16 protein-coding genes are annotated in these 18,551 nt (G+C 73.1%); 9 read left to right on the top strand and 7 right to left on the bottom strand.

The window, feature by feature from the left end; genetic code table 11:
* Nucleotides 1-303: 303 nt before the first annotated feature.
* The 3 genes from ACQP03_RS31260 to ACQP03_RS31250 are packed head-to-tail and all read left to right on the top strand — an operon-like array spanning nt 304 to nt 2,856.
* Entirely contained in the window at nt 304-1,929 is a 1,626-nt protein-coding gene (locus tag ACQP03_RS31260; RefSeq protein WP_433459399.1) for an AMP-binding protein, read from the top strand.
* Complete coding sequence (locus ACQP03_RS31255; protein WP_355050810.1) at nt 1,919-2,173, top strand: glutaredoxin family protein; 255 nt, start codon at nt 1,919-1,921, stop codon at nt 2,171-2,173. The genes ACQP03_RS31260 and ACQP03_RS31255 overlap by 11 nt, the downstream gene beginning before the upstream one ends.
* A 17-nt stretch (nt 2,174-2,190) precedes the next feature.
* A complete protein-coding gene (locus ACQP03_RS31250) occupies nt 2,191-2,856 on the top strand; it encodes an HAD family hydrolase (protein WP_357172331.1) in 666 nt (221 codons plus the stop codon).
* Here ACQP03_RS31250 and ACQP03_RS31245 read toward each other — a convergent pair.
* Together ACQP03_RS31245 and ACQP03_RS31240 are read right to left on the bottom strand one after the other, a co-directional pair.
* Nucleotides 2,837-3,493, bottom strand: coding sequence for a response regulator transcription factor (locus ACQP03_RS31245; protein ID WP_357129188.1), 657 nt, complete (start codon nt 3,491-3,493; stop codon nt 2,837-2,839). The genes ACQP03_RS31250 and ACQP03_RS31245 overlap by 20 nt on opposite strands.
* Before the next feature lie 41 nt (nt 3,494-3,534).
* A complete protein-coding gene (locus tag ACQP03_RS31240) occupies nt 3,535-4,836 on the bottom strand; it encodes a sensor histidine kinase (RefSeq protein WP_357129191.1) in 1,302 nt (433 codons plus the stop codon).
* A 483-nt stretch (nt 4,837-5,319) separates the two neighbouring features.
* Here ACQP03_RS31240 and ACQP03_RS31235 point away from each other — a divergent pair, with 483 nt between their 5' ends.
* The 5 genes from ACQP03_RS31235 to hemB are packed head-to-tail and all read left to right on the top strand — an operon-like array spanning nt 5,320 to nt 11,033.
* On the top strand, nt 5,320-6,090 hold the full coding sequence (locus tag ACQP03_RS31235; protein ID WP_357129194.1) for a redox-sensing transcriptional repressor Rex: 771 nt from the start codon (nt 5,320-5,322) through the stop codon (nt 6,088-6,090).
* A complete protein-coding gene (locus ACQP03_RS31230) occupies nt 6,087-7,484 on the top strand; it encodes a glutamyl-tRNA reductase (RefSeq protein WP_357129197.1) in 1,398 nt (465 codons plus the stop codon). The genes ACQP03_RS31235 and ACQP03_RS31230 overlap by 4 nt, the downstream gene beginning before the upstream one ends.
* Complete coding sequence (gene hemC, locus ACQP03_RS31225) at nt 7,481-8,449, top strand: hydroxymethylbilane synthase (protein ID WP_433459395.1); 969 nt, start codon at nt 7,481-7,483, stop codon at nt 8,447-8,449. The genes ACQP03_RS31230 and hemC overlap by 4 nt, the downstream gene beginning before the upstream one ends.
* A complete protein-coding gene (locus tag ACQP03_RS31220) occupies nt 8,446-10,026 on the top strand; it encodes a uroporphyrinogen-III synthase (RefSeq protein ID WP_357129203.1) in 1,581 nt (526 codons plus the stop codon). The genes hemC and ACQP03_RS31220 overlap by 4 nt, the downstream gene beginning before the upstream one ends.
* A 23-nt stretch (nt 10,027-10,049) precedes the next feature.
* Entirely contained in the window at nt 10,050-11,033 is a 984-nt protein-coding gene (gene hemB, locus ACQP03_RS31215) for a porphobilinogen synthase (RefSeq protein ID WP_357129206.1), read from the top strand.
* Here hemB and ACQP03_RS31210 read toward each other — a convergent pair.
* A complete protein-coding gene (locus ACQP03_RS31210) occupies nt 10,984-12,510 on the bottom strand; it encodes a DHA2 family efflux MFS transporter permease subunit (RefSeq protein ID WP_357129209.1) in 1,527 nt (508 codons plus the stop codon). The genes hemB and ACQP03_RS31210 overlap by 50 nt on opposite strands.
* Before the next feature lie 9 nt (nt 12,511-12,519).
* A complete protein-coding gene (locus tag ACQP03_RS31205) occupies nt 12,520-13,092 on the bottom strand; it encodes an NADPH-dependent FMN reductase (protein WP_357129212.1) in 573 nt (190 codons plus the stop codon).
* 57 nt (nt 13,093-13,149) lie between these two features.
* Here ACQP03_RS31205 and ACQP03_RS31200 point away from each other — a divergent pair, with 57 nt between their 5' ends.
* Nucleotides 13,150-13,497 carry a MerR family transcriptional regulator gene (locus ACQP03_RS31200; RefSeq protein WP_357129215.1) on the top strand — a complete coding sequence of 116 codons (348 nt, stop codon included), beginning with the start codon at nt 13,150-13,152 and terminating at the stop codon, nt 13,495-13,497.
* 45 nt (nt 13,498-13,542) lie between these two features.
* On the opposite strand, the gene ACQP03_RS31195 is transcribed toward ACQP03_RS31200, so the two are convergent.
* The 3 genes from ACQP03_RS31195 to ACQP03_RS31185 all read right to left on the bottom strand — a co-directional run bounded on the left by ACQP03_RS31195 (nt 13,543) and on the right by ACQP03_RS31185 (nt 18,533).
* On the bottom strand, nt 13,543-14,478 hold the full coding sequence (locus ACQP03_RS31195; RefSeq protein ID WP_357129218.1) for a CU044_5270 family protein: 936 nt from the start codon (nt 14,476-14,478) through the stop codon (nt 13,543-13,545).
* A gap of 18 nt (nt 14,479-14,496) precedes the next feature.
* Complete coding sequence (locus tag ACQP03_RS31190; RefSeq protein ID WP_357129221.1) at nt 14,497-15,066, bottom strand: RNA polymerase sigma factor; 570 nt, start codon at nt 15,064-15,066, stop codon at nt 14,497-14,499.
* A 191-nt stretch (nt 15,067-15,257) separates the two neighbouring features.
* Nucleotides 15,258-18,533 (bottom strand): lamin tail domain-containing protein, encoded by a 3,276-nt coding sequence (locus tag ACQP03_RS31185; RefSeq protein WP_433459390.1) that lies wholly within the window; start codon nt 18,531-18,533, stop codon nt 15,258-15,260.
* Nucleotides 18,534-18,551: the final 18 nt, after the last annotated feature.

The raw sequence follows: 18,551 nt of genomic DNA, 5'->3' as shown, positions 1-18,551 counted from the left end.
GCGGACCGGTTGTCCGTCGTGTGCGTTTGACTTTCGACCGACCGGTTGTTCCAGCATGGATCCCCAGGTCGGACGGCACATTGGCCGATCAGCTGAGCGGTACCCGCCACCCGCCGTACCGGCTGGGCCGAACCGTTGACCGGGTGCGTCGCCCGTCCCATCAGCCGGACTCGATCGGTGCGTCGGTGGCACGGTGGGCGTCCCGTTGACGGGACGATCTGCGGCCGTCGCCGCGCGGCCGTCGAGGCGTGGCCCGTCGACCCGTCGAGGCGTGGCCCGTCGACCGCGGCTGTGCCAGACTCGATGACCGTGCAGGACTTCCCGCCGAACCTCGCCGACCGCGTCCGCCGGGCGGCTCTCGACCACGGCGACCGGCCCGCGCTGCACTGGCGGGATCAGCAGGTGAGCTGGTCCGAACTGGACGCCGCCGTGACCGCCGCCGCGTACGGCCTGGCTTCCGCCGTTCCGGCCACCGAGCCGGGCGACACACCGCCCCGGGTGGCGATCGCGCTGACCAACACCCCCGACTTCGTTCTCGGGTGGCTCGGCGCGCTGCGGGCCGGACTGGTCGCGGTGCCGGTCAACCCCGGCTTCACCGCCCCGGAGCTGCGACACGTGCTGTCCGACTCCGGCGCGTCGCTGCTGATCGGCACCGAGCGGGTCCGCGGCCTGGTCGCCGAGGTGGCCGCCGATCTGCCGGCGCTCACCGCCGTGCACGACACCCCGCCGACCGCCGGGCAGCCCGGGCCGCGTCCCCGGGCCCGCCGCGGCGGGGACGACCTCGCCGTACTGCTCTATACGTCGGGCACCGCCGGCCGTCCGAAGGGCGCGATGCTCTCCCACCGCGCGCTGCTGGCCAACCTCGACCAGGTCGACGCCATCGAGCCGCCGGTGGTCGGCCCGGACGACACGGTGCTGCTGGCCCTGCCGCTGTTCCACGCGTACGGCCTCAATGCGGGGCTCGGCGCCGTCGTCCACCATGGTGCCGCCGGCGTGCTGCTCGACGAGCCGGACCCGACGGCGGGACTCGCCGAGATCGCCCGGCACCGGGTCAGCGTGCTGGTCGGCGTACCGTCGATGTTCCTGGCCTGGGCCGACGCCGACACGGTCCGCGCGGCGACCGCGTCGGTACGGATGGCGGTGTGCGGCGCGGCGCCCCTGGAACCCGCGGTCGCGGCGCGCTTCACCGCGGCGACCGGCCACCCGGTGCACATCGGCTACGGCCTCACCGAGACCGCGCCGGTGCTCACCTCCACCCTGGTCGGCAAGGTGGCGAAGGCCGGCTCGATCGGGCGGCCGCTGCCCGGCGTCCAGCTACGCCTGGTCGGGCCGGACTCGGTGGACCTGTGGCGCGACGGCCAGGCCGTCCCGGACGACGACACGGACGAGCTGGACATCTCCGACGCCGCCCCCGGCACCGACCCGGGGCAGATCGTCGTACGCGGCCCCAACCTCTTCGACGGCTACTGGCCGGACGGCCGCGACGGTCCGGACGCCGACGGCTGGTGGGGCACCGGCGACATCGCGTACGCCGACTCCGACGGCGACCTGCACCTGGTGGACCGACTCGGCGACCTGATCCTGGTCAACGGCTTCAACGTCTATCCGCACGAGGTCGAGTTGGTGCTCGCCGGGCACCCCGGGGTGGCCGAGTCGGCGGTACTGGGTGTGCCGCACCCGCGAACCGGCGAGACTGTGCGGGCGTACGTGGTGCCGGCGTCGGGGCGGCCGGTCAGCGGCGAGGAGTTGCTCGCACACTGCGCACGGAACCTGGCCCGGTTCAAGTGCCCGACCGCCGTCGAGTTCGTCGACGCACTGCCCCACTCGGCGATCGGCAAGGTACGAAAGACCCAGCTCCGGTCGGCGGCCCCGGCCGGATCGCCCGCATCCGCCGACGACGCCCGCACGGAGGTACCCGATGGCCACTGACGCCCGGCTCGCCCTGATCACCCGACCCGGCTGCCACCTGTGCGACGACGCCAAGGCCGCGCTCGACCGGGTGGTGGCGGTCACCGGCGACAAGTGGGTCGAGTGGGACGTCACCGGCGACGAGGAGCTGGAACGGGAGTACGGGGACCGGCTGCCGGTGGTGATGCTCGACGGCAAGGAGCACGGCTACTGGCGGGTGGAGGAGGATCGGCTGCTGCGGGACCTGACCACGCCGCAGCTCTGAGGGCCTAGGGTGCTCGGATGACCCCTGCGCACCCCCACCTGGTCTGGGACTGGAACGGCACCCTGCTCAACGACCTCAGCCTGGTGGTGGCCGCCACCAACGCCGCGTTCGCCAGCGTGGGCGGGCCGACCGTCACCTCCGACGAGCACCGGACGCGCTTCCGTCGGCCGATCGCCGACTACTACGCCGAGGTGCTCGGGCAGGCCGTGGACGACGAGGCGTTCGGTCGGCTGGACCGGATCTTCCACGACGCGTACCGCGACGGGCTGACCACCTGCGAGCTGGCCGCCGACGCGCGGACCGCGATGGCCGCCTGGGACGGCAGCCAGAGCCTGCTCTCCATGTGGTTCCACGAGGAGCTGGTGCCCACGGTGCACACGTACGGGCTGACCGGCCACTTCACCCGGGTCGACGGTCTGCGGGCGACGGTCGGCGGCGACCGCAAGGCCGAGTCGCTGCGGCGGCACCTGGCCGAGCTGGAGGTGGACGGCAGCGCGGTCGTCCTCATCGGCGACTCCATCGACGACGCGGACGCGGCCCTCGCGGTCGGCGGTCGCGCGGTGCTCTACACCGGCGGGTTCACCGACCCGGCCCGGCTGCGCGACTCCGGTCACCCGGTGGCCGACACCCTCACCGACGCGGTGGCTCTGGCCGCCCGGGTGGTCAGTTCCGCAGGTAGGTGAGGACGGCCAGCACCCGCCGATGCTGCTCGGTGTCCGGCGGGAGGGTGAGCTTGGTGAAGATGTTGCGGACGTGCTTCTCCACCGCGCCGTCGCTGACCACCAGGGCGCGGGCGATGGCCGTGTTCGACCGACCTTCGGCCATCAGCGCGAGCACCTCCCGCTCGCGCGGGGTCAACTCGCGCAGCGGGTCGTCGCGGCGGCGTCGGGCGAAGAGCTGGCCGACCACCTCCGGGTCGAGCACCGTGCCGCCGGCCGCCACCCGGCGCAGCGCGTCCAGGAACTCGTCGATCGCCGCCACCCGGTCCTTGAGCAGGTAGCCGATCCCGCCGCCGCCGGCGCCGCCGGTGGTGGCGAGCAGATCATCGGCGTACGACACCTCGACGTACTGGGAGAGCACCAGGATCGGCGTACGCGGCACCAGTTGGCGTGCCCGCACCGCCGCCCGCAGCCCCTCGTCGGTGTGGGTCGGCGGCATCCGGACGTCGACGATCGACACGTCGGGCCGGTGCTCGACCACCGCCTCGACGAGCGCGTCGCCGTCCCCGACGGCGGCCACCACCTGGTGCCCGCTCTCGGTCAGCAGTCGTACCAGCCCCTCCCGGAGCAGGACGGCGTCGTCGGCGATCACAATGCGCATGGGTGTGGTGTCTACCACGTCGGGACCGCCATCGCGTTGGTTCACAGCGGCAGTTCGGCGCGGATCTCGGTGGGGCCGCCGTTCGGGCTGACCACGGCCAGCTCACCGCCGGCCGCCCGCACCCGGTCGGCGATACCGGCCAGCCCGTGCCCCTTCGCCAGGTGCGCGCCGCCCTGCCCGTCGTCGCCCACCCGTACCTGGAGGTGGGTGCCCTGGCGGGCCACGGCGACCGTGGCCTCGGTGGCCCGACTGTGCTTGGCGATGTTGGTCAGCGCCTCGGCCACCACGAAGTACGCGGTGTTCTCCACCGCCGGGTCGAGTCGGCCGTCCCGCGTGCCCAACTGCTGGTCGACCTGGAGCTCGATGGGGATGAGCCCGCGACCGGCGAGCGCGGCGAGCGCGCTGGGCAGACCCCGGTCGACCAAAATCGGTGGAGCGATGCCGCGCGACAGCGCCCGCAACTCGGCAAGGGTTTCCCGGGTCTGGGTCACCGCCTCGTCGATGGTCCGGCCGGCCTCCTCCGGGTCGGAGGCGAGCTGCATCCGGGCCCGGCTCAGGTCCATCGCGAGTCGGACCAGGCGCTGCTGCGGGCCGTCGTGGATGTCACGTTCCAGCCGGCGCAGCGCGGACGCCTCGGCGGACACCGCCGCCCGCTTCTGCTCCTCCAGCACGGTGATCCGGTCCCGCATCTCGGCCACCCCGGTCAACAGGGCCCGAGCGAAGCTGGCCTGGAGCAGCGCGCAGCCCCGCACCACGATCGGCAGGGTGATCAGGAAGAACACGCCGACCGCGGTGTTCAGCCCGATCCGGGCGGTGGTCGAGTCACCCAGGCCGAGGAGTTGCGCCAGATCCTGGTCGTCTCCGGACGGCCGGGGCAGGGCCCAGTCGTACGCCCAGTAGAAGGAGTTGGCGATCGCGACGACCCACCAGGAGACGGTGACCACGAAGGTGGCCAGGGCCACGATCAACCGCAGGATTCCGTGCGCCAGGTCGAGCCAGGATTGCGCGTCGCGCATCGGCAGGAAGATCCGCCGCCAGGCGCTCGCGCCCGCCTCCGGCAGTCGGTAGCGCGGTCGGATCCGGGGCTGCCGGAGTACGGCGGGCAGCCGCAGCCGCTCGATGTCGGCCAGCCCGCGTGCGGCGTACAGCGTGCCGCTGAGGATCGGCAGGCCGATCACGGTGACCATCAGGCCGAGGCCCGCCGAGAGGCCGACGATGAGGACGACGAAGCTGGCCACTGCCAGTGGCAGGCCGAGAAGCACGTACCCGGAGTCGACGAAGAGTTGGCGGGGGATGCTCCGTGCCAGCGGCTGCCGGTCGCTGGTGGCGGCAAGGGCGGTCATGGCTCAAAGGCTAGGCAGCCGCGGCCCCGCCCCCCATCCCGAAGCCTGGTCTCTCCCCGGTAGTGCTGCCCCCACCCCGCGGTCCTCCGAACCCACGCTCCCGCCCATTCCCGCGCCGATCTTGCAGTTGCTGTCGATGATTTGCGTAGCTGCGGACGTTATGGAACGACCGAAAGTGCAAGATCGCGAGGTCGGGGGTGGGGGCGGGGGCGGGGACGGGGGTGGGGCGCGGGATTGGTCAGAGAAGTCGGGATTGAGTAATAATCGCGCGGGTGGTGAGCGCTCAATCGATCTTGTGGAATGGAGGGGCGGGTGGGGTCGCGGGCTGGAGCGGCAAGATCGCGATTTGTGCACGTCTTCACAAGCGCCTACTCTGTAGTTCCGACGCGCCCTGCTAGCACAGCCGGAAACCACGGTCGCCAGCGGGAGTCCATAAGCGGCCGACCAGCAGAGTTGGCCGAGGATCGCACCGCACGGAGTCTCATGAGTCAGCACCGTCAGCCAGGTGCGCCCGGCCGCGCCGGTGCCGTACCGGCGCTTCCGGACCTTCCCGAGGCGACCGTCGCTCGGCTCCCGGAATACCTGCGCGCGCTGCACAACCTCGCCGACGTCGGCCACGAAACGATCTCCAGTGAGGGTCTCTCGGCGGCCGCCGGAGTCAACTCCGCGAAGCTCCGCAAGGACCTCTCCCACCTCGGCTCGTACGGCACCCGGGGCGTCGGCTACGACGTCGCGTTGCTGATCGAGCAGATCGAGTACGTGCTCGGGCTCACACAGCGTCGCGCTGTCGCCCTGGTCGGCGTGGGTAATCTCGGTCACGCCCTGGCCGGCTACGACGGGTTCGCCAGCCGGGGCTTCCGGATCGCCGCACTGTTCGACGCCGATCCCTCGCGGGTCGGCGAGGAGATCAACGGGCTGGTGGTCCGGCATGTCGACGACCTGCCCGCGGTCGCCGCCCAGGAGTCCATCGCGATCGGCGTGATCGCCACCCCCGCCCCGGCCGCCCAGCGGGTCGCCGATCAGCTGGTCGCGGTCGGCGTGACGAGCATCCTCAACTTCGCGCCGTGCGTACTCTCTGTTCCGGAGGGGGTCGACGTGCGCAAGGTCGACCTCGCCATCGAGCTGCAGATTCTGTCCTTCCACGAGCACCGTAAGGCGTCGCTGACCGCGCTGCCCGCCACCGGCGGGTCCGCTCTCACCGCCCTGCCCGGCGGTCTCGCGGCCACCGACACCCAGGAGGCGATCGGCACGTGAAACTGCTCGTCGTCGGCGCGTCCTACCGGACCGCCCCGGTCGCCACGCTGGAGCAGCTGGCCGTGCCCCCCGCCGACCTCACCCGCACCCTGGACCGCCTGGTCGCTCAGCCGTACGTGAGCGAGGCGGTGCTCGTCTCCACCTGCAACCGGGTGGAGGTGTACGCCGCCGTGTCCGGTTTCCACGGCGGGCTCGGCGACATCTGCGCCGTCCTGGGCGAGCAGGCCGGCAGCACCCCGGCGGCGCTCGCCAACCACCTGTACGTCCACTACGACACCGCCGCCGTGGACCACGTCTTCCGCGTCGCCACGGGGCTGGACTCCATGGTCGTGGGCGAGGCGCAGATCCTCGGCCAGTTGCGCGACGCGTACCACTGGGCCACCGGCGCCGACTCGGCCGGCCGGCTGCTGCACGAGCTGATGCAGCAGGCGCTGCGCGTCGGCAAGCGGGCCCACGCCGAGACCGGCATCGACCGGGCCGGCCAGAGCGTCGTCACCGCCGCGCTGGAGTTGGCGGCCGGGCACCTCGACGGTGATCTCGCCGGCCACCCGGCTCTGGTGATCGGGGCCGGTGCGATGGGCTCGCTCGGGGTGGCCACGCTGTCCCGGCTGGGCGCCGGGCCACTCACGGTCACCAACCGGGGCATCGACCGGGCCGTCCGGCTCGCCGAGTCGTACGGTGCGGGCGCCGCGCCGATGACCGAACTGGCCGCCACGCTCTCCACAGTGGACATCGTAGTGGCCGCCACCGCGTCCACCGAACCGGTCCTCACCCGGACGGTCGTCGGGGCCGCGCTCGCCGAGCGCGACCCGGCCCGGGGCCCGCTGGTCCTGCTCGACCTGGCCGTTCCGCGCGACGTCGAGGAGGGCGTCGCCGACCTGGCCGGCGTCGAGGTGATCGACATCGACCGGATGGCGGCGCTGCTCGCCGACGGTCCGGCCGCGGCGGACGCCGCCGCCGTCGAAGGAATCGTGACCGGCGAGGTGGAGGGCTTCCTCACCTGGCTGCGCGGCGCCGACGTGGCGCCCACCGTGGCGGCGCTGCGGGGTCGCGCCGACGACGTCGTCGCCACCGAGCTGCGTCGGCTGGCCCAGCGCCGTCCCGACCTCGGCGACGACCTGCGCGCCGAGGTGGCCCGTACGGTGCACCGCGTGGTGCAGCGGCTGCTGCACCAGCCCACCGTCAAGGTCCGCCAGCTCGCCGCCGAGCCCGGTGGCGACCAGTACGCCGCCCTGCTGCGTGAGCTGTTCGACCTGCAGGTGCCGCAGACCTCACCGGTGGACACCGTCCCCGACGTGCTGAGCCCCGAGATCGGCAGGCCGGCCGCCGACGACGACCCGGCGCCCGGCTCGGACGCCACCGACCCCGTCCCGCCCACCGGAGGTGCGCGATGACCGCCCCCCTGCGCCTCGGTACCCGGGGCAGCACCCTGGCGATGGCCCAGTCCGGCCAGGTCGCCGAGGCCGTGACCGCCGCCACCGGCCGCCCGGTCGAGCTGGTCGAGGTGGTCACCGCGGGCGACCGCTCCAGCGCGCCGGTGCACCGGCTCGGCGTCGGAGTGTTCGTCTCCGCGCTGCGCGACGCGCTGACCGCCGGGACGATCGACTTCGCGGTGCACTCGTACAAGGACCTGCCCACGGCCGCCGCCGGCGGGCTGCACATCGCGGCGGTGCCGCCCCGGCAGGACCCGCGCGACGCACTGATCGCCCGCGGTGGCCAGACGCTCGCCGAACTGCCGCCCGGCGCCACGGTGGGCACCGGCGCGCTGCGCCGGATCGCCCAGTTGCACGCGCTCGGCCTGCAACTGGAGGTCACCCCGATCCGCGGCAACATCGACACCCGCCTGGCGCGGGTGCTCGGCCCCGATGCCGACCTCGACGCGGTCGTCCTGGCCCGGGCCGGCCTGGCCCGGATCGGTCGGGCCGACGTGATCACCGAGACGCTGGACCCGATGCTGATGCTGCCCGCGCCCGCCCAGGGCGCGCTGGCAGTGGAGTGCCGGGTCGACGACCAGGATCTGGTCGAGCTGCTCGGAACGCTCGACCACGCACCGTCGCACGCCGCGGTCATCGCGGAACGCGCGATGCTGGCCACCCTGGAGGCCGGGTGCAGCGCACCCGTCGCCGCCTACGCCGAACTCGCCGAAGGCGAGAACGGTGACGAGATCTACCTGCGCGGGGCGGTGATCAGCCCGGACGGCACTCGTGACATCCGGCTGTCCCGCACCGGAACGCCCGCCGACGCTGCGGAGATCGGTAAGGCACTCGCCGCCGAACTCCTCGACCTCGGCGCCGACTCGATCCTCGGCCACGAAGGACACACCGGCCCGGGGACCCAGCAATTTGGGAGCACAGAATGACCCGCACCCGTAAGCCCGTCGGCCGTATCGCGTTCGTCGGGGCGGGCCCCGGCGACCCAGGTCTGCTGACCCGCCGGGCGCACGACGCCCTGGTCGACGCCGACCAGGTGATCTACGACCGGGGAGTCCCGGAGTCGCTGCTCGCCGCCGTGCGCGCCGAGGCCCGGGACGACGCCGAGTTCACCCCGGCCGAAGGCGCCCCGGGGGACGTGGCGAAGGTGCTGATCTCCGCCGCCCGGTCCGGGCTGAACGCGGTGCACCTGGTCGCCGGTGACCCGTTCGGCCACGACTCGGTGGTCAAGGAGGTGCAGGCCGTCGCCCGTACCGCCGCCCACTTCGAGGTGGTGCCCGGCGTCGGTCAGGCCGAGGGTGTGGCCACCTACGCGGGTGTTCCGCTGCCGGGTGTGCGTACTGCCGCCGACGTCGAGGACGTCAGCGCGCTGGACTTCGAGGCGCTGGCCGCCGCCGTCGGCCGGGGTTCGCTCGCGCTCGCGGTGGACGCCGGTGACCTCGCGGCCGTCCGGGACGGGCTGCTGGCCGCCGGGGTCGACGGCACCACCGGTGTCGGGGTGACCGGTGACGGCACCGGCGAGACCCAGTACACGACCACGTCGACCGTGGACAGCTTCGTGGCCGCCGCGCTCGGCTTCACCGGCCGGGTGGTGCTCACCGTCGGTGTCGGGGTGGGGCAGCGCGACAAGCTGAGCTGGTGGGAGAACCGCCCGCTGTACGGCTGGAAGGTGCTGGTTCCCCGGACCAAGGAGCAGGCCGGCGTGATGAGCGCACGGCTGCGCGCGTACGGGGCGATCCCGTGCGAGGTGCCGACCATCGCGGTCGAGCCGCCGCGTACCCCGGCGCAGATGGAGCGGGCGGTCAAGGGCCTGGTCGACGGCCGGTACGCCTGGGTGATCTTCACTTCGGTGAACGCGGTCCGCGCGGTCTGGGAGAAGTTCGCCGAGCACGGCCTGGACGCCCGGCACTTCGGTGGCGTCAAGATCGCCTGTATCGGCGAGGCGACCGCCGACGCGGTGCGCGCGTTCGGTATCCAGCCGGAGCTGATCCCCGCCGGGGAGCAGTCCTCCGAAGGGCTGCTGGCCGAGTTCTCGCCGCACGACGAGATCCTCGACCCGGTCGGTCGGGTGCTGCTGCCGCGCGCCGACATCGCCACCGAGACGCTCGCCGCCGGGCTCACCGAGCGCGGCTGGGAGGTCGACGACGTGACCGCGTACCGGACGGTGCGGGCTGCGCCGCCGCCGGCCGAGATCCGGGACGCGATCAAGTCGGGCGGGTTCGACGCGGTGCTCTTCACGTCTTCTTCGACCGTGCGGAACCTCGTCGGCATCGCCGGGAAGCCGCACGCGCGCACGGTTGTTGCCGTGATCGGGCCCAAGACGGCGGAGACCGCGACGGAGTTCGGCCTTCGGGTGGACGTCCAGCCGCCGCACGCCTCGGTGCCCGACCTGGTGGAGGCGCTCGCCGCCTACGCCGTCGAGTTGCGCGAGAAGCTGGCCGCCATGCCGGCCAAGCAGCGCCGCGGCTCGAAGGTGCAGGGGCCGACCGCTCTGCGCTTCCGGTAGTCGTCGTTCAGGAGGACCCTTCCATGTCGTACCCCGAGATCCGGCCCCGCCGTCTGCGCCGCACCCCCGCGATCCGCCGGCTGGTGTCCGAGACCCGGGTCGACCCGGCCGAGTTGGTCGTGCCGATGTTCGTCAAGGAAGGGTTGACCGAGCCACGGGCGATCGCGTCGCTCCCGGGGGTGCTTCAGCACTCCCGGGACTCGCTGCGCAAGGCGGCGGCCGAGGCCGTGCAGGCCGGCGTCGGCGGGATCATGCTCTTCGGGGTCCCCGAGCAGCGGGACCCCACCGGGTCCGGCGGCATCGACCCGAACGGCATCCTGAACGTCGCCATCCGCGACGTGGTGGCCGAGGTCGGTGACGCCACCGTCGTGATGAGTGACCTGTGCCTGGACGAGTTCACCTCGCACGGGCACTGCGGGGTGCTCGCCCCCGACGGCGACGTCGACAACGACGCCACCCTGGCCGCCTACGCCGAGATGGCGGTGGCCCAGGCCGCCGCCGGGGTCGACGTGGTCGGGCCGTCCGGGATGATGGACGGCCAGGTCGGGGTGGTACGCCGGGCGCTCGACGCCGCCGGGCACCAGGACGTGGCGGTGCTGGCGTACGCCGTGAAGTACGCCTCGGCGTTCTTCGGCCCGTTCCGCGACGCCGTGGAGTCGGCGCTGGAGGGTGACCGGCGCAGCTACCAGCAGGACCCGGCGAACGTGCGTGAGTCGCTGCGCGAGGTGGCTCTCGACATCGCCGAGGGCGCCGACATGGTGATGGTCAAGCCGGCGCTGCCCTACCTCGACGTGGTGTCGGCGGTCCGGGCCGCGGTGGACGTTCCGGTCGCCGCCTACCAGGTCTCCGGCGAGTACGCGACTGTCGAGGCCGCCGCCGCGAACGGCTGGATCGACCGGGAGCGGGTGATGATGGAGACCCTCACCTCGATCAAGCGGGCCGGCGCGCAGATCATCCTCACCTACTGGGCGGTCGAGGCCGCCGGTCTGCTCCGCCAGCGTTACTGAGCGGCTCCCCGGCTCCGCCCGGGCCAACCGCCTCGTCGGCGCCCGCGACGGTGGTCGGAAGTCGCCGGCTGGTCAGCCAGGCGAGCGCCAACAGCACGGCCGAGACCGCCAGCGCGAGCCGGGTGGCCAGCGCCAGTTCCGGCGCGAGGTCGAGCCGTCCGGCCGGGTCGAGCCGGCCGGCCGCCGTGATGCCCCCGCCGCCCAGGCTCGGGGCCACCCGGTCGGTGAGGAAGGACAGGACGGCGGCGATCAGCGCGGTGCCGGCCGCGACCGAGGTGTGTGACACCGTGGTGAGCAGGGTGGAGCCGGACGGCACGTCGTCGGGCGGAAGCGACCGGCTGGCCGCCGTCATCGTCGGCATCAGCGTGGCACCCATGCCCAGGCCGATGACCGCGCCCAGCGCGGCCAGCAATGGGTACGACGTGTCGGCGTCGAGCACCAGCACCCGGACCACCGTGCCGGCCACGGCGGTGCAGATGCCCAGCCCGACCACCCGCCGCGCCGAGACGCGATCGACGAGCCGGGTCGCGACCTGGAGCGTCAGCCCGGTGGTCAGCGCCTGCGGGATGCCGATCACCCCGGCCAGGGTGGCCGAGTCACCGCGTACCACCTGCACGTAGGCCGGGAGGATCAGGAACGAGCCGAAGTATCCGGCGGCGAAGAGGGCCACCGTCGCGGCGCCGGGGGTCATCCCCGGCGCGCGCAGCACCGCCAGGCGCAGCAGTGGCTGCCGGACCCGGCCGGCCCGCACGGCGAAGGCGACCACCAGCAGGACGCCGAACGCGAACGGCAGCAGCACGGAGGCGGTGCCGACCCCACCCCGCTCGCCGGTGACGCTGAGGCCGTACACCGCCAGCGCCAGCCCGGGGCAGAGCAGCAGCAGCCCGACGACGTCCAGCCGGACCGGTGCTCGTCCCGCATCGGCGACCGGCAGCACCGACCGGCCGAGCACCATCGCCACCAGCCCCACCGGCAGGTTGATCCAGAAGATCCACCGCCAGGACGCGTGATCGAGCAGCAGCCCACCCAGCACCGGCCCGATGAGCGGCCCGACCAGTACCGGAAGACCGAGCAGGCTCATCATCCGCCCGCGCCGTCCCGGCGGAACCGCGGCGAGCGCGACGGCCATCCCGACCGGGTTGAGCAGTCCGCCCCCCAGCCCCTGCAGCACCCGGAACGCGATCAGCGACCCGACGCTCCAGGCGGCCCCGGCCAACACGGAACCGGCGGTGAACAGCAGCAGCGCGGTCAGGTAGGTGCGGCGGGCGCCGAAGCGACTGATCGCCCAGGCCGCCGTGGGCATCACCGCGACCAGGGCGAGCGCGTAGCCGCTGGTGACCCAGCCGATCGTGGTGAGGTTGGTGTCGAGGTCGTCGACCAGCCTCGGCAGGGCTACCACGGTGACCGTGGTGTCGATCACCGCGAGCAGGCCACCCAGGGTCAGGTACCAGCCGAGCCGTCGCGCAGACGTGTCCATGTCGTCTGTTCAGGGCCGGACCCGGCGGGCGGTGCGCAGCGCCTCGGCCCACCAGGCCAGCTCGCTGAGCGTGGCGTCGGCCGCCTGCCGCAGCGGCTCGTCGTCGACCAGCCGCCCGTCGGCGTCGAGTCGTTCCCAGGGCGCCCGGAGCACCACCCCGGAGCGGGTCGTGGCGGCCTGCACCTCGGCGAAGACCAGCCGGAGCTGCTCCACCGCGCGGATGCCGCCGGAGCTGGCGCCGTACGACACGAAGGCCACCGGCTTGCGGGCCCACTCCCGGTAGTGCCAGTCGATGGCGTTCTTCAGGGCGGCCGGGAAGCTGTGGTTGTACTCGGGCGTCACCACCACGAACGCGTCGGCGGCGGCCAGGCGGGCACTGATGGGGCTGGTCGAATTGCCGCCGGGAGGGGTGTCGGCGAACGGTAGCGCCACCTCGGCGAGGTCGACGAGGTCCAGGTCCAGGTCCGCGCGGCGGCTCCCGTGCGCGACGAACCAGTCGGCGATCGAGCGGCCCACCCGAGGTTGCCGGACGCTCCCGACGAGCACGGCGACGGTCGGTGCGGTGTTCTCTTGCGTAGTCATGCCTCGGACGCTAGGACTTGAAGTAATGATGAAGTCAATGGCGGCGGGGGAATGACGATGGGCGCGTTGACGGTCGGCGAGGTGGCCCGGGAGAGCGGCGTCAGCGGCTCCGCCGTGCGGTTCTACGAGCGGCAGGGACTCATCACGGCTGCCCGTACGGGCGGCAACCAGCGGCGCTTCGACGTCGACGCGGCCTGCCGGATCAGGGTGGCCCGGGTGGCCCAGCGCATCGGTCTGACCGTCAACGAGATCCGCGAACTGCTCGCGGCCCTGCCCCCCGACCCCCAGCCGGCCGACTGGCAGGGCCTGCACGATCGGCTGACCGCCGAGGCCGAGCGGCGCATCCGCGACCTGCACGCGGCGCTCGACGACATCGGCTCCGGTCGCCGCCTCTGCGACCTCTGACTCCGTCCGGTCCGCAGTCCGCTGGTCGCCCGCGCGCCATGACGATCAGGGCAGGCGTCCCGGCCGCTCGACCACCGCGATCCGGGTGACGGCGGTGCTCGTGTAGGGCATCTCCCGGCCGTCGCGCACCAGAAGACGGCGGCTGCCGAGGTAGGCGTGGGTTTCCCGGTCGAAGATCAGGTCGAGGTGCGCGCCGATCACGCCCGGCGTCCGCAACGCCACCCCCCGCCGGCCGGCCGCGTCCCGAACCTCGCCGGACAGCACGGTGGCCCCGGGCACCTGGGCCATCGCCTCGAACAGCGCGCCGCGTGATTGGGGCGGCACGTAGCCCTCCAGCATCCAGGTGCCGTCGCCGAAGATCGCCGTGGGGTTGTTCCTGATGGCCTCCAGGTCCGCCCCGGCGGGCAGGTCCACGGGGACCGGATGGTCCCGCAGGTAGCGGACCATCTGCTCCGGCTCCGTGGGCAGGCCCTGGAAGTAGCCGGGCGGCGGTGACATGTCCGAGACGTCGTCGGTACGCCACTCGTCGGGGCGGCTCTCCAGCCGCCGTCGCTGCTGCCAGGTCGTGCCGTCACCGACCGGCACCCAGCGTTGGAGCCGCTCGACGACGTACGGGCCGGCGGTCGGCCGCTCCCGGTAGGTGAGTCGCAGTTCGACGAAGAGGTACTGGCCGGGGCGGGCCACCAGGTCGGGCTGCTGACGGGCCGAACCCGCCGCTGCGGTCAGGACCTCCGCCGCGCTCGCCGTCGGCGGGGCGTCGCCGAGCGTCTGGGTCAGCAGCCCGCCGGCGGTCAGCAGGGCGACCAGCCCGCCGATGCCCGCCAGCCGCCAGCCCGGTGCGCGCCACCGGAGGTTCCGGCGGGGCGTACGGACCGCAGGCGCGATCGAGGCCGTGTCGGGGGACCGGGTGGCGATGTGCTCCCGCAGTTCGGTGAGGAGTCGTTCCTCGAAGGTGCCCAGTGGCTTCTCGGTGTGGGTCATGGCGCTCATTCCTCCGGGTCAGACCAGCGCGGATTCGGACGTGGCGAGCGCGAGGCGGATCGCCCGGCGGGCCCGGTGCACGCGGACCCGGGCGGCGACCGGGGAGATCCCGAGCGCACCGGCCGCGTCGGTAAGGGACAGACCATCCACGGCGACGAGTTCCAGCAGGGCGCGGGTGTGCTCCGGCAGCCCTCCGAGGGCCCGGTAGGTGCGCCGGGCCAGCGATTCCGCGTCGATGCGCTCCTCGATCCGGGCGATGTCGTCCGCGTCCAACAGCCGTCGTCCCGCCAGCCGACCGCCGGCCCGCATAAGTCGGGTCGCCCGGCGGTGCTCGGCGGCGATGACGTTCCGCGCCACACCGAAGAGCCAGGCCAGTTCGTTGCCGCGCTCGGGCCGGTAACCGGCTGCGGAGTCGATCACCGCCAGGAACACCTCAGCGGTGAGGTCTGCGGCGGTGTGTGGGTCGTCGACGCGGCGGGCCACGAACCGGCCGATCGTCTCGACGTGCCGACGGTAGAAGCGTTCGAAAGCGGCCGGATCCGTACCGATGATGGTCAGGTCGTCCCCGCCGGGGCTCGGGCTGTTCACAGGCCGTCCTCTCGTTGGCCGTCCTTACACCCCTTCATTGGCTCGGCGACGACGTGGCGTTACATCCGACCGCCCCTCGTCCCGTCGCCACCGCGTCCGCGCGGCAACTCCTGCGAAAACAAGGATGTAGTGGCCTCCTTGATCGGCGGAGGCCACTACATCCTGGATCGAGCGCGCTGGCGCGTGGGTCGTCAGTCGTCGTTGGTGATGGTTCCGGTCGCCAGCGGGTCGGCCAGTCGCAGGCCGGGCACGCCGGCCACCAGCAGCGTCAGCTTCTCGTCCGACTCGCGTCGCCGGTCACCCCGCACGCTGACCGGGAAGGTCACCGAGGTGTCCCCGGCGGCCAACACCTTGCAGCCGGCGTACGCGTCGAAGTCCGAGCCCGCCTGCGCCGTGAGACCGAGGGTCGCGGCGCACAGCAGCACGGGCTGCGACAGCGGCCGTGAGACGGTGGCGGTGAACACCAGCTGCCGGGTGCCCTGGTCGCCCTCGACCACCGTGGTGTCGGCGACGGTCAACGCCGCCCGCGAGCGGAACCTCGCCACCTGCGGATCGTGGTCGCTGGAACCCCGTGAGCCGTCACCGGTGAACTCCGCCGGCCAGTCGGCGTTGACGTGCGCCGCCCGCACCTGCACCAGGTCGCCGTAGAGCGCGTCGTTGACGAACAGGTGGTCGAGCGTCTGCGCCTGCCCCTCGAAGCTGTACGAGTACGCCGAGGCCGGCACGTCCGCCACCAGGTTGTCCCACAGGTTGTGCAGGCCCGCCTCGTACAGCGGAGCGAGCTGGTCCGACGGAGTGGGCTGGGCGGCGGTGGCGATGGGATCGTCCGGGCGGGGGAAGACGTTCAGGTCACCGCCGTACACGACCCGCGCGTCCTGGTCGGCCGCCTCGATGGCGGTGACGATCGCCGCTCCGTACGCCGCCTGCTCCCGCCGCTGCCCGATCCGGCTGTCCGGACCGGAGGAGTAGTGGTTGCTGAGCGCCCACAGGGTGAACCGCTCGGTCGAGCCCGGCGCCGCGGCCACGTTGAACCTGCCCAGCTGGGGTGCCCTGGTGAAGACGTTGTTCCCGTCCTTGCCCGTCGACGTGTCCACGTCGGACGGCAGCACCGCGTTGAGCGCCTTGGGGTTCTGCACGTCGGCGTTGCCCGGCAGGCCGGCGGCGCGGTACTGGACGGTCGGCGTCGCGCCCAACAGCGGATCGCCCGCCGTCGCCGCCGCCAGCGACAGCCGGTCGGTGCGGTACAGGAACGCGGCGGTGATCCCGCGGGCGTCCGCCCCGGTCCGGTCGTAGGCAGCGGCGTACGCCGGCCCGCCGGCCGCCGCCACCGCGAGCGCCAACTCCTGGATGCTGTCCGGAGCGCCGTCGGCGTTGTTGGTGTCGCCGCAGGCCAGCGCCGTCCCGGAGACCGTGCAGATGTCCTGGTCCTCGGCCTCCTGCACCAGGATCAGATCCGGTGCGTGCAGATCCTTGACGATCTGGTCGGCGAGCGACGTCAGGTGCTGGCGGTAGTCGGCTTCGCTGCTCGGCACGTAGTCGAACGGCGGGCTGACACCGGTACAGCCGGCGTTGCCGGTGAAGTCGCAGCCGTCGAACGGATCGTCGCGGTAGTCGTACAGGTTCTCCACGTTGTAGGTCGCGACCGCGACCTCCTGGGAGCGGTCGGCGGGCTTCGGCGGGTTGCTCTTCGACGGGTCGGCCCCGGCGTCGAACTCGGCCCGCTCGACCTGCACGCCGTACTTCTCGAACGAGTAGTAGACGCCGCCCACCGCGTCGGCGCGCAGCGTGTCGAAGGTGTGCGCCGGCGGGAGCAGCGCGGTGCTGTCACCGGCGGTGGCCTTCACGCCCATGCTGCCGAGCAGCACCCGCTGCCCGTTGCCGTCGTCGAAGCGCCGGGTCGGGTCATTGTCCAGCGGGTGCGAGTCCCGGAAGACCCGCCGGGCGTACGGGTCGGCGCGGTCCAGCAGCGGATCGTCCCGGTCGACGACCCACAGCTCCGCGTCGGCGGTGGACGAGAAGACGTCGCGGCCGCTCGCCGCGCCGCTGCCCGCGCGGACCCGCAGCCGGGCACCCTCGTGCCGCTCCCACCAGCGCTGCGCCTCGGTCAACTCGACCGGAGGCACCGCGTCGGCCACCGAGACCGCCGTGTCCACGTCCAGGCCGGTGGCGATCCGACGGACCAGCGACGCACCGGAGAGCTGGGTGAAGTTGTAGTACTCCGACACCCGCGCCCGCAGCACCACCTCGTCGCCGACCGTCGGCACGTAGCCGCCGACCAGCGAGGTGAACGTGCCCATGAAGACGAAGATGCCGTCGGAGCTGGTCGGGTCGCCGTCGGTGTCGCCGCTGCGGCTCTGCAGGAAGAACCCGTTCTGCTCCGCCCCGGCCGCCGTACGGGCCAGCGTCCGCTGGGTGATCACGCCACGGACGTCGTACATCGTGCTGCTCGTGCCGTTGCCGCTCGCCGGTGCGAGCGGTGACCGGTCGGCGGCGGACTCGGCGTCGGTGGTCGGACCCTGCACCTCCCCGACGGTCAGCTCCCGGGTCACCTGCACGGCCAGCGCGCAGCTCGCGGTGCCACCGCCCGCATCGGTCGCGGTCACGGTGACGGTGTACGCCCCGGCCGTGAGGTCGGCGCTCGCGCCGACCGTGGCGCGGGCCGTGCCGCCCACCGCGTCGGCGGGGGTGAACGCGGTACGGGTGATCGAGCCGCTGGCCGGCGTCGGGCTGACAGCGGTAACCGCCAGGTCGACGATCTCATCGTCCGGGTCGGTGGCGGTGACCTCCCGGCTCGCCGCCGTCCCCGATGCGGTGACCAGTGGGCCGCCGCAGGTCACCGTCGCCGGGACGTCGACCGGCCCACCGCCGTCCACGCTGTGCGAGCCGAGCCCGTCGAAGGTGTCGACCGGGAAGCCAGCCCACTGGGCGGCGGGATCGAACGCGTCCGACGGGTCGGTGTCGCCCGCGGTCACCGACGGCAGCCGGCGCAGCGTGTTGTCCGCCGTGCTGGTCGTGCCGCTGCCCCACTCGGTGCCCGGGTCGACGCCCACCTGCCCGATCGAGTCGAGCACGGTCGTGCCCCGGCGCAGCACGATCGCGTCGTCGCCGTTGAACAGGCTCGCCCCGGTGCTCTGGTCCGCCTGGGCGAGGATGGCCGCCCCGGCCGAGGCGCTGGCGAACACGAAGGCGTCCCCGGCGGCGACCGTCCCGGTCAGCGCGATCGTGGTCGCCGTCGTGGAGCCGTTGAAGTAGAGCTGGAGCTGGTAGCCGCCAGCGGTGAGGTCGACAGGAGCGCCGGTGCCGTTGAACAGCTCGATCGCCTTGTTGTTCGACGAGCCTTCGACGTACTCGGAGATGAACAGGTCGGTGGGCGCGGCGCTGGCCGCGCCGGGGGTGACGCCGAGGGCCGTGACGGTCACTGCGGCGGTGGCGATCGCGAGCGCGGCTGTTGTGCGGCGCGGGCGCATAGGGCCTCCACGATGGGT

Source organism: Micromonospora sp. CA-248212 (genome assembly GCF_050948405.1).
Classification (GTDB): Bacteria; Actinomycetota; Actinomycetes; order Mycobacteriales; family Micromonosporaceae; genus Micromonospora.
This window is presented reverse-complemented; position numbering and strand designations above follow the sequence as displayed.